This window comes from Dokdonia sp. PRO95 (assembly GCF_000355805.1).
Classification (GTDB): domain Bacteria; phylum Bacteroidota; class Bacteroidia; order Flavobacteriales; family Flavobacteriaceae; genus Dokdonia.
Map to the genome: position 1 here is coordinate 2,134,825 of NZ_CM001837.1, position 11,745 is coordinate 2,146,569.

Consider the following 11,745-nt stretch of genomic DNA (forward strand, 5'->3'; position numbering starts at 1 on the left):
TATATCCAAAGCGAATAGCTTAAAGTAAGAGATTGACTATAACTATGAATAAAGATTTTTGTTTTAAGAGTGCTTATATAGCGTTGAATTCTAGTTTCAATGAAAAATTAATCTATCCGCTTACTGATCGTGGTCTTGGATCTGAGTTAAATAATCTACTGCTAACAGCCGTTTATTGTTTGGTTAATAAAAAACAATTGGTGCTTTATGATTCTAATTGGAATTCGGGAAGATTTGAAGATTATTTCGAACCTTTTTGTGAAAGATTTAAGGGGATTGTAGAGATCCCAAATTACATTTTTGGTGATGGTGGAAAAAAAAGAAGGATATACAAGAAAATTCATTATTACTTGTATCCCAGCTATCAGTTATTAGATTCATCAGTATGGAAGGAAATACGTAATCCTAAGTTACAATCACAGAAGATAAAGATACCTGAGTTAGCATTTAATGGATCTTCATTTGATCTTCTTTACATTTTGGAGAAGTACCTTCTACAGTATAATACAAAAACCAAAAAAATTATTCATAAAGAGGTTAATAAGAGAAATTGGAACAGATTTTCCGGTATACACGTTAGACGAGGAGATAAATTAATACGTGAAGCAGGGCTTTTTATTGTTAAATGTTATTTAGAAAAAGGGAACGAAAAAGGTTTTGATATGCATGATTTATTTGTAGCATCAGATAACTTTCAGGTGCTAGAGGAACTCGAAAACTACAATTCTTATATTGAATACATTTCTTATTGTGAGCCAAGTGATAATGGACATCATCAAAAGTCATTTAATAATCAGACAATGTCAAACATTGAGAGCCAAGTATTGCGTTTGCTTATAGAAATAGAAATTTTGAGCTTAACGAAATGCTTCGTTGGTACATTCTCCAGTAATATTGGTCGTTTAGTTCATTTAAAAAGAAATACGTTAAACTCCTATTCCTTAGATTCAGATTGGTCTCTTTGATTTATTTATCGCCACGATGGTATATTATTAATTTTACTGATCCAGAAGAATAAAATTATCTTTCATGAAACAGGCCATTTTAATCACTGCTTACAAGGATTTCCCTCAGCTAAAGAGGCTCGCGCAAGAATTTGATGATGAGTTTAATATCTATGTTCATATTGATAAAAAAAGTAATCTTGATGAGGCATTAAAAAAAGAGTTTTTACAAATGTCTAATGTAAGGTATGTCTCTCAAGATTATAAAGTCAATTGGGGTGGGCTTAATCACTTAAAGGCGTATTTAAAATTATGCGAGGTAGCGCTTACATCTGCTGAAAACGGTTTTTTCCATTTGATAACAGGGCAAGATTTTCCCATACAATCAAATAAAGATTTTAGAAAATATCTTGAAAATGGTCAAAACCATCTTTCGGCCTTTACAATGCCTAATAAGGCATGGGCACATGGAGGAATGGATCGGATAGAGTTATTTAATTTTTATGATCTTTTCAACGCAAAAAAAAGTAATAAGTGGATATATCTGACTCAACGATTACAATTGCGCCTCAAGTTTAAGAGATCTATAAAAAAATCTATGGGTCAATTGTATGGAGGTAATACATATTGGTCTCTCACTAGAGAAGCTGTCCAATATGTGATAACTCACACTCAAGAAAATCCTAAATTTTTAAAGCGATTTAATTTTACATTTTGTGCAGAAGAGATGTATTTCCAAACAGTGCTTATGAACTCAAGTTTTAAGGAATCTATTAACCATGATGACCTGCGGTACATGGATTGGAATACGGGTAGAGGTGGAAACCCAGCTTTTCTAGATGAAACAGACTTTGAGAGTATCATAAATAGTAAAAAACTATTCGCTCGTAAATTGAGTCAAGATAGAAATACACTCTTGGAGATACTTAGTAAGTATAGACAGGAATAAAACCAATTGAGAAGTAGAGTTTACTACAAGTGTTTTAACCTAAAAATGCATACTTTTATCGGATAAATAGTTAAGGCGGTGTTAAAGCTTTGACTACAACCCAACCACAATGAAAAGCATCGGTTTTATACCCCTGCGTAAAGGCTCAAAAGGCATTCCAGGTAAAAACAAAAAGAAACTTCTCGGTCGCCCACTATTCTGCTGGGTCTTAGGTGAAGCTATAGCTTCACGTCTTGATACTATCTATATTTATACGGATGATGAGGATATCATCGCTTTTGTAGAAAAAGAATATCACTGGACAGATAAAGTTAAAGCCGTAAAACGTAGCGACGAGAGTGCTACAGATACTGCTTCTACAGAAATGGGGATGCAGGAGTTTGTAGCTGGTTTAAAAGAAGATTTTGATATACTGTGTTTACTCCAAGCAACATCACCTTTTACAACTTCTCAAGATATAAATGCGTGCCTAGATGCAGTAGCGTCAGATACGAATAATGATTCGGCTCTTACGGTGGTAAATACACATAGATTTACTTGGAATGCAGATGGAACACCTCAAAATTATGATGTATTCAACCGACCGCGTAGGCAAGATTTTCATGGGTTACTTATTGAGAATGGAGCTTGCTATGTGACAACGCGTGACGCTATTCGCGAAAGCGGAAACAGAATAAGTGGTAAAATAGCGACGGTACACATGCCAGAGGATAGTCTTACAGAAATAGACACGCTGACCGACTGGAAGATCGTGGAGCAATTGCTAGCCGCTCGTTTAAAAACTAAGAAGCAAAGTAACCGAATTACACATCTTATACTTGATGTAGATGGCGTGTTTACAGATGGCTGTATCTATTATGGTGCAGAGGGCGAACTGATGAAAAAGTTTGATATGCGCGATGGAATGGGACTTGAGATTTTGAGACAATATAATGTTGAGGTAATGGTGATGACATCTGAGGATTCTCAAATAGTTGCCAGCCGCATGAAGAAATTAAAAATAAACGATGTGTATCTAGGAGTGAAAGACAAGTACAGCTTGCTTTCTAGAATTGTGTCAGATAGAGGTCTTTCCTTTTCAAACATTGCTTATATAGGTGATGATGTGAATGATATGGCAAATATTTGTGCTGCAGGTTGGTCACTTACCCCTGCAAATGCCACAATGCCTATCAAGAATCACGCAGATATTATACTACAAAACAATAGCGCAGAAGGAGCAATACGCGAAGCCTGTGACTTTATTATAAAATACAATAACCGATATGAGTAATTACAAAGCGCCTTATACTATTGCTGAAATAGGCGGAAACCATAAAGGCGATATGGAAATCGCAAAGGAGATGATTAAAGTAGCGGCTATCTTCTGTAACGTAGATGCTGTAAAATTCCAGAAGCGACATAATATTGAACTTCTCACTAAAGAGCAATACGAAGCACCACATCCGAACCCTGTAAACTCTTACGGTGATACGTATGGGGCCCATAGAGAATTCTTAGAATTTGATGTAAATCAGCACGCAGAGCTTAAGGCTTTTTGTGAAGAGTTAGGCATTACCTATGCAACTTCGGTTTGGGATACAACGAGTGCAAAGGAAATAGCAGGGCTTCACCCAGAGTTTATAAAAATACCAAGTGCTTGTAATAATCATTACGAAATGCTAGGGTGGTTATGTGAGAATTACAAAGGGGAGATTCACTGCTCCACTGGGATGACTACTAGAGATGAGATAGAGGAACTAGTACAGTTTTTTGAAAAACATAACAGAGGTAAAGACTTAGTACTTTATAACTGTACATCTGGATATCCAGTACCATTTCCAGATGTTTGTTTGCTGGATATTAAAACGCTCATAGAGAAGTATGGCGATCGTGTAAAGCACATCGGCTTTTCTGGTCACCACCTAGGTATTGCAGTAGACGTTGCTGCTTATACACTTGGGGCAAACATTGTAGAACGCCACTATACACTAGATCGTACTTGGAAAGGTACAGATCACAGTGCATCACTAGAGCCAGCAGGAATGAGAAAGCTTTCTAGAGATTTAAAGGCGGTATATCAAGCATTGGACTATAAAGCGACAGACATTTTGCCTATCGAGCAAGTACAAAGAGATAAGTTGAAATATAGAAAGGTTTAAGGTAAATTAAGAGTCTTTGTTTAAGGCAAACTAACAAAAATTAGGAGTCGTCATTTCGACAGAGCATAGCGACGAGAAATCTCATCAGAGTAAGCAGAGAAGAGTGAGCATTGTATCTGAGCTTTTTACTTGAGCTAGATAATGCGATTTCTCCTTAGGTCGAAATGACAGTTTACAAATGGCCTAAGTAAGTTTTGTGTGAAAAATGACGTGAGTGGAGGGTTAAGTAAAATAGGGCTAGCATGAGTACCATGAAAATTAATATTTTACAAATACTCAATATGTTACGTAAGACAATTGCTCCTTTATTTTGCGCCGCAACGAGGGATATTTTTAGCAAAGCTTAATTGAGCCTAGACTTTTTTGGTTATTTTTTTTGGCAATGAAAAAAAGTAACAATGGAGATTGAAAAGAACTAATAGTTGATTTTGATTACTATTAAAACTAGAAATCTCATCAGAGTAAGCAGATAAGAGTAAAAAAGTATTTGAGCTTTTTGCGAGAGCTAGATAATGTGATTTCTCCTTTCGTCGAAATGACAAAAGACTAGAGCAAAATGAAATCTCATTGGGTGAGTATAGCAGATCTCGTCATTTCGACAGAGCGCAGCGACGAGAAATCTCATCAGAGTAAACAGAGAAGAGTAAACAATATATTTTGAGCTTTTTACGTGAGCTTGATAATGAGATTTCTCCTTTGGTTGAAATGACAAAAGAATAAAACCAAAAAAAACCTTATTACAGTAAGTAGCTGTATATGAAATATGATTAAAAAAAATAAAGTTTTCATTCTTTTCCCAGATGGCGTAGGCCTACGCAACTTTGCTTTTACTAAGTTCAAAGAAGTAGGAGAGGCCCAAGGCTTTGACATCACTTACTGGAATAACACCATATTTTCGTTAGAAAAAGAATTAGGTTATAAAGAAGTGAAGATTGAGAACACAAGGATTCACCCTAAAACACCTACACTTAGTCACGCAAGAAAAAGGGTAGAACTTGCGCTTTCGCGAAAGCGTGAAAAAGATAATGTCTATCCTACCTATCGTTTTCCATTGCAGTGGAATAGTATTAAGAAAGCCTTAAAAAGTGCTTTTGTAAAGTATCACGAAACGTTTAGTGCCACACCAAAGGGATGGCAACGAATAATGAACCAAATGCAAGCTGCCGAACGATCTACTGTTCGCTACCAGGAGCTTAAAGCACAACTAGAAGAACACCGTCCAGATATTGTTTTTTGCACCACACAGCGCGCTACACAGGCCATTGCACCTATACTGGCTGCAAAAGATTTAGGAATCAAAACTGCTTGCTGGATATACAGTTGGGACAACCTACCTAAGGGAATGACCACTATAGAGACAGATTACTATTTTGTATGGTCTGAGTTGATGAAGGAGCAGCTCTTACAGTATTACCCAAAAACGAGAGAAGAGCAGATATTTGTAACAGGTACACCACAATTTGAACCACATTACGATAGTAGTATTTTGCTTTCGCGAAAGCAATTTTGTCTAGAGCATAACCTTAGTGAAGAGACACGATATATTTGTTTTTCTGGGGATGATCAAACCACGTCACCACTGGATCAATATTATCTAGAAGACACGGCAATTGCTGTGCGCAAGTTGAGAGAAGAAGGCGAAGATGTAGCTATTGTATATAGAAAAGTGCCTATTGACTTTTCTGGTAGATATGATGAGGTTTTGGCTAACTATAGTGATGTCATAACACCTATAGATCCTTTGTGGAAACCTATGGGGAGTCAATGGAATCAGGTAATGCCTACTAAAGAAGATTTTGCTTTATTAGTAAATACTTGTCATCACTGTGAGCTTGTGGTAAATATATGCTCAAGTATGGTGTTTGACTTTGTGGCGCACGATAAGCCTACTATTTACCCCAATTATGAGCAGCCACAACTTAAAAAAGGAATACGTGATATAGGACAGAACTATAAATACGTACATTTCCGATCTATGCCAGATTATAATACAAGCGTTACTTGGGCAATGAATAAAGAAGAAATTTACGATGGAATTAAAGGCTTACTTAATGGTAGTCTTAATCCTGTGCCTGTTACAAAAAATTGGTTTGGGATTGTAAATAAACCAGAACAGCCAGAGAAGGCAAGTGAACGTATTTGGGAAGGTATACATCAAATCTTAGAGTAAATGCATATAGCCTATTTAACACCCGAGTACCCTCACCTTAAGCTAGGTAATTCTGGTGGAATGGGAACAAGCATAAAAAATCTTGTAACGGCTATCGTTGCTGAAGGACATCAAGTAAGCCTCTTTGTTTATGGTCAAAAAATAGATGAAGTTTTTAGCGAAGGTGGAGTGACATTTCATATCATTAAACAAAAGAGATATGGCTATGGAGGCTTTTTTCTATACCGAAAACATATAAGTCGCTATCTAAACAAGTACTCAGATAATATAGACATCATAGAAGCTCCTGATTGGACAGGAATCACGGCGTTTATGAAGCTTAAGAAACCGTTAGTGATACGTTTTCACGGAAGTGACACCTATTTCTGTCATATTGAGGGACGCTTACAGAAGAAGAAAAATGCTTATTTTGAAAAACAAGCAGTCAAAAAAGCAATTGGTTTTATAGCACCAACCACTTTCGCAGGAGAAGAGAGCATGAGGCTTTTTAATTTGCCATTATCAAAACTGAAAGTAATACACTATGGTCTTGAATTAGCTCAATTTAATAATGACAATCCTGATGATTTTTCTTCTAAGCGACTTTTAAATATAGGTACTCTTATTAGAAAAAAAGGAGTATTTCAATTGGTAGAGATGTTTAATAAAATTATAGTTAATCATCCTGATGCAACGCTCTATTTTATAGGGGCGGATAGTAATGATGTGAAGACGGGTAAAGATTCTACATGGGAACTTATGCAAGAATTAATGTCTCCAGCTTCCAAAAAAGCAATTACATACCTAGGTAAAATACCTTATAGTCAAGTTAAAAATGAAATAGAAAAAGCACATGTTTGTGTGTTTCCATCTTTAGCAGAAACACTGGGCATGGTTACCATAGAATCCATGGCGCTACAAAAGGCAGTTGTAAATACAGATATAGGATGGGCACAAGATCTTATTGAGCACGGCAAAGATGGATTTATGCATCATCCAGATGATGTAGAGGCTTTTGTAAATACGATACAAACGTTATTTCAAGATGCTCATTTAACACAAAAGATTAGCCTAAACGCGAGACAGTCTGTCGCTCAAAAATTCGATATAAGTAAATTAGTACACAAGAATATTGCGTACTATAAAAACGTAATTGCTTCATGATTTTTGTTGAATACGATAACGCTAAAATCACTAGCAGCCTTTGTTGTGGAGAGGAGGTGGTAACAGGATTGTACAGCATAGCAAATATGCATCCTGAGGATGGAATCATAATTCATAGAAAGGGGTGTGATACAGCCGAGTTTGAGGAAGTTATAAATACATATTATTCTGAGGCATTGCTTGTTTCTAATTCTAATACATTTAATGAAGATTTACAATATGTCGAGGACAGGCCTTTTCTAAGTATAAACACTACTGTTTATTATCCAACGTGGGCAAAAGGGACTAGACTTGTTTATATACATTCTTCATTGATCAATCAAGTTCAAGGTCAAGTAACACAAGATTGTGGTTTGCTATATTGGATAAATTCAGTAAGTAAACTTACTAGAGGACCAGGAGTTTTAAGTTATCAAGCTCCCGTTGCACCTATTTTAGAGAAATTGCATATTACAGATGTATATCGTTTTGTCGCAGAGCATTATAAAAAAAGATGGACTTTTTTATTATTAATTAATCATATTTTCTATGAAAAGCGATTTCCTCTGTACGCTTTCGCGAAAGCGCAATTTTATAAACAAAGGCATCCACAATTAGATATAGCCTCACTTCAAAAAAGTCACTCAAGTTCTGAGTATGAATTGATAGCTTATGATGTTGTGATTCCGACGATCGGTAGACCGAGTTATTTGCATGACGTTTTAAAAGATCTGAATAGCCAAAAATTAACACCAGTTAACGTTATTATAATTGAGCAAGACGGGGATGAAAGCGCTCAGTCTCAATTGTCTGAAATTTTAGAGAATGATTGGAATTTTAATATAATACATGAGTTTACCCAGATAACTGGGGCTTGCCGTTCAAGAAATCGGGGTGTTCTTTTAAGTACAGCTCCGTGGTTATTGTTTTTTGATGATGATGTTAGTATTGAGAGTGATTTTATAGCTCGAGCAGTACAATTTATAAATACTACAAAAGCGAAATGTATCACTTTTGCTTGTTTGCAAAAGGGAGAAAAGGAGTTGCAATTAACTTACAAACAATGGGAATCTTTTGGCTCTGGCTGTTCATTAGTGCATAGAGATATTTTTAGTAAGTGTTCTTTTGATATGGCTTTGGAGCATGGTTATGGAGAGGATATGGATTATGGAATGCAAATACGTAATCTAGGGGAAGACATTATATATGCTCCCCAAATACAAATACTGCATCTCAAGGCTCCTGTGGGAGGTTTTAGAAAGCCTCACGTATTTCCTTGGCATAATGAGAATGTCCAGCCTAAACCTTCTCCGCAAATCATGTATTTTAGAAAAAAGAATTTTACTAAAAAACAACTTCAAGGTTATAAAATAATCCAATTTTTTAAAAGTTTTGGCTTCTTCAGAACTAAGAATCCTTTTAAGCATTTTATGAGATTTAGAAAAGCTTGGGAGCAAAGCGAGTTATGGGCTTCAAAATTATTAGAATTGAATAAATAAGTTTAATCTTGTTTTTAATAGTGCAAGTGTTTTGCATGAAACTAATTAAAAACAGAGTGTCTGCCAAAACAAGTAAAAATTAAGAAATGGCAAATAGGCCTAAAATCATAAGTTTTTTAATAACGCATTACAATAGGCCTAAAGACTTGCTTAAATGTCTTGAGGCCATGCGTTTACTTGAACTAGATGACTACGAGATTGTCGTGAGTGATGATGCAAGTAGTCAAGAAGTTTTAAATACGATAAGAGCGTATCCTATAGACACATTGGTAGAAACATCCATAAACGAAGGATTAGCTTCAAATATAAATCGAGGTCTTAAGGCATGTAAGGGTAGTTATGTAATATATTGTCAAGAAGACTTTTTAATCACAGCTGGCTTTAAAGATATATTGCCTAGCTTACTAAGCAATATTGATAATGGAACTGCCGACATGGTAAGACTCACGGCATATTTCCGTTTTAATAAACTATATAAAATTGATGATGACGTCTCTCTAATTCCCAGATTCTCATTTTCGAATTTTTTTCAGAATTATTATAGATATAGTGATCATCCCTATATTGTAAAACGTTCTTTTTATGATACTTATGGTTATTATTTAAACAATACTTCTGGTGGATATGGAGAGTCAGAATATGGAGTCCGCTTATCTAGATCTTCAGTAAAGATTGCTATTACAAATGTCTTTTATGCAAAAGGAATATTAGAAAGTAATTCTGTAATGATGTTAGAGAAAGGTAGGGTAGATGTTTCAAAAAAATACAACAAGAAACTAGTAAAATTACTGAGAGCCTTCAGGTTATATCTTGAATGGATACTATATAAGAAGGAAAAGAGAGGGTTAGTAACTTATAAAAATGAAAGGAACACCTAGTTTTCTGCATATGATCAAATTATACACAGACAGCTCACTTGTTATACCTGAAAATAGAGGAGAGGTACATCCGCTCATTTTTGACTTGCATTATTTTGAAAAAACGCATCAGGATGTAACGTCGCACTACTCGCTAGTAACAAATCCAGAAATAGCAGATGTATTTCTATTTCCTATTAATTACAATAGCATTCAAAATAAAGGGTATCAATCACACTACAAGGCCTTGTATAATTTAGCCAAAAAAAATGATAAAAAATTAATGGTTTATACAGGTGGAGACTATGGTAAAACTTTTAATGACGATACTATCATTGTATGGCGAAATGCTGGCTTTAAAAAATCTAACGATACGCATACCATAATTATTCCCGCATTTATAGATGATCCTTTGCAAAGAAAAGGAATGAACCATGAAGCTATAGCATATGCAGCGAGACCTCAAATTTCTTTTACTGGATTTGCCACAGCGAGTTTAAAAGAAGTACTAAGAGCCACAACAGCTACATTAAAAGCTAATTTGTATAGATTTTGTAATAGAGATCAATCAGATAAGCAAGTGTTATTTAATGCGGCGAGAGAGCGATTTAAATATCTGAAACAATTAGAGCAATCTGAGTCTATAGAAACAGATTTTATTTACCGTTCTAAATATAGAGCGGGCGTAAAAACGGAACAAGAGAGGGCACGCACAACAGATGAATTTTACATGAACATGAGTAAGTCGCCCTACACATTTTGTTTACGCGGTGCAGGTAATTTTTCTGTAAGGTTTTATGAATCTCTGGCGTCTGGTCGTATTCCTGTGTTAATAGACACAGATTGTCAATTGCCACTGGAACATGTAATTAATTGGCATGAACATGCGTGTATCGTGCATGATGACGAAAACCTTTTAAAGGCTTTGGACACTTTTCATAAAAAATACAATCAGGATTCTTTTATCAAGTTACAAGAATCTAATCGTAATTTGTACCAAAACTTTCTAGTACGAGATCGTTTTTTTTGCAGCCTATATAATCATCTTAAATCAATACTTTAAATTGAAATTTTCTCTAATCATTTGTACGTACATGCGTCCTGAGCCACTTGCTACCTTGCTAGCATCAGTGGTAGAGCAGACTATGTATCCCGACGAAATATTAATAATCGATGGAAGTACAGATGATGAGACGGGTGCTCGCTTTCGCGAAAGCGAAATAGAAAATCTCATATATCACAAGGTGCCTGAAGCCTCAAGAGGACTCACAAAACAACGGAATTACGGAATAAATCGTGTAGACCCATCTATGGATATTGTGTGCTTTCTAGATGATGATACGATATTAAGAGATACCTATTTTGAACGAATTCTCGATGTTTATAAAAAATATCCTGAAGCTTTGGGCGTAGGTGGGCATATAGATAATGAGGTGATTTGGGAACAAGTTAATAATGAAAACCCTAGCGATATAAACCATTTTTATTATGATGGTTATAGAAGAACGGAAGGTGCTCGTTTTAAACTTAGAAGGCGTTTAGGCTTAGATGCGGATACGGTTCCTGGAGTTTTGCCTAAATTTGGTCACGGTCGATCTACAGGATTTTTACCTCCTTCCGGAAAAATTTACGAAGTAAAGCAGTTAATGGGTGGAGTCTCAAGTTTTCTGCTTAGTGTATTACAAACAAATAAATTTTCAGAGTATTTTGAAGGATATGGTCTTTATGAGGATGCCGACTATACATTTAGAATTTCAAAATTAGGGAAGTTGTATGTCCACACAGGCGCAAATTTAGGGCACTATCATGCAGCTTCAGGCAGACCTAATCGATTTCAGTATGGTAAAATGGTAACACGTAATGGCTGGTATGTATGGAGGGTGATGCATCCTAATCCTGGATTTAAGAATGTTATTAAATGGTACATGATTAGTACTTTACTTTCTAAAATACGTTTAATAAACGTAATTACTAATTCAGAAAGAAAAGAAGCGTTTACCGAATACTTAGGGCGCACAGTTGGCTTACTAAGCCTTTTTATTAATAAACCTAAATAAAGGGCT

The 11,745-nt window shown here is 35.5% G+C and carries 10 protein-coding genes; all 10 read left to right on the forward strand.

The features are described from left to right. The first annotated feature begins 44 nt into the window (after positions 1-44). The 10 genes from D017_RS09650 (at position 45) to D017_RS09695 (ending at position 11,739) form a co-directional block, all read left to right on the forward strand. Complete coding sequence (locus D017_RS09650; RefSeq protein WP_035336235.1) at positions 45-965, forward strand: hypothetical protein; 921 nt, start codon at positions 45-47, stop codon at positions 963-965. Positions 966-1,029: 64 nt separating this feature from the next. Next, positions 1,030-1,893, forward strand: coding sequence for a beta-1,6-N-acetylglucosaminyltransferase (locus D017_RS14985; protein ID WP_051583864.1), 864 nt, complete (start codon positions 1,030-1,032; stop codon positions 1,891-1,893). 109 nt (positions 1,894-2,002) lie between these two features. Then, positions 2,003-3,166: an acylneuraminate cytidylyltransferase gene (locus D017_RS09660; RefSeq protein WP_035336236.1), complete on the forward strand. Its 1,164-nt coding sequence runs from the start codon at positions 2,003-2,005 to the stop codon at positions 3,164-3,166. Further along, complete coding sequence (locus tag D017_RS09665) at positions 3,159-4,034, forward strand: N-acetylneuraminate synthase family protein (RefSeq protein ID WP_035336238.1); 876 nt, start codon at positions 3,159-3,161, stop codon at positions 4,032-4,034. Before D017_RS09660 ends, D017_RS09665 begins: the two co-directional genes overlap by 8 nt. Before the next feature lie 763 nt (positions 4,035-4,797). Next, positions 4,798-6,204, forward strand: coding sequence for a UDP-glycosyltransferase (locus D017_RS09670; protein WP_035336239.1), 1,407 nt, complete (start codon positions 4,798-4,800; stop codon positions 6,202-6,204). Then, positions 6,205-7,347, forward strand: a complete 1,143-nt coding sequence (locus D017_RS09675) for a glycosyltransferase family 4 protein (protein WP_035336240.1) — start codon at positions 6,205-6,207, stop codon at positions 7,345-7,347. After that, complete coding sequence (locus D017_RS09680) at positions 7,344-8,825, forward strand: glycosyltransferase family A protein (RefSeq protein ID WP_035336241.1); 1,482 nt, start codon at positions 7,344-7,346, stop codon at positions 8,823-8,825. Before D017_RS09675 ends, D017_RS09680 begins: the two co-directional genes overlap by 4 nt. A gap of 86 nt (positions 8,826-8,911) precedes the next feature. Then, positions 8,912-9,703 (forward strand): glycosyltransferase family 2 protein, encoded by a 792-nt coding sequence (locus tag D017_RS09685; RefSeq protein ID WP_035336242.1) that lies wholly within the window; start codon positions 8,912-8,914, stop codon positions 9,701-9,703. 10 nt (positions 9,704-9,713) lie between these two features. After that, entirely contained in the window at positions 9,714-10,745 is a 1,032-nt protein-coding gene (locus D017_RS09690; protein ID WP_225969294.1) for an exostosin family protein, read from the forward strand. 1 nt (position 10,746) lies between these two features. Then, positions 10,747-11,739 carry a glycosyltransferase family A protein gene (locus D017_RS09695; RefSeq protein ID WP_035336246.1) on the forward strand — a complete coding sequence of 331 codons (993 nt, stop codon included), beginning with the start codon at positions 10,747-10,749 and terminating at the stop codon, positions 11,737-11,739. The last annotated feature ends 6 nt before the right edge of the window (positions 11,740-11,745 follow it).

Coding starts and splice junctions, on each gene's coding strand:
- D017_RS14985 (WP_051583864.1), top strand. CDS start 1,030: ATGAAACAGGCCATTTTAATCACTGCTTACAAGGATTTCCCTCAGCTA.
- D017_RS09685 (WP_035336242.1), top strand. CDS start 8,912: ATGGCAAATAGGCCTAAAATCATAAGTTTTTTAATAACGCATTACAAT.
- D017_RS09690 (WP_225969294.1), top strand. CDS start 9,714: ATGATCAAATTATACACAGACAGCTCACTTGTTATACCTGAAAATAGA.
- D017_RS09670 (WP_035336239.1), top strand. CDS start 4,798: ATGATTAAAAAAAATAAAGTTTTCATTCTTTTCCCAGATGGCGTAGGC.
- D017_RS09680 (WP_035336241.1), top strand. CDS start 7,344: ATGATTTTTGTTGAATACGATAACGCTAAAATCACTAGCAGCCTTTGT.
- D017_RS09675 (WP_035336240.1), top strand. CDS start 6,205: ATGCATATAGCCTATTTAACACCCGAGTACCCTCACCTTAAGCTAGGT.
- D017_RS09660 (WP_035336236.1), top strand. CDS start 2,003: ATGAAAAGCATCGGTTTTATACCCCTGCGTAAAGGCTCAAAAGGCATT.
- D017_RS09665 (WP_035336238.1), top strand. CDS start 3,159: ATGAGTAATTACAAAGCGCCTTATACTATTGCTGAAATAGGCGGAAAC.
- D017_RS09650 (WP_035336235.1), top strand. CDS start 45: ATGAATAAAGATTTTTGTTTTAAGAGTGCTTATATAGCGTTGAATTCT.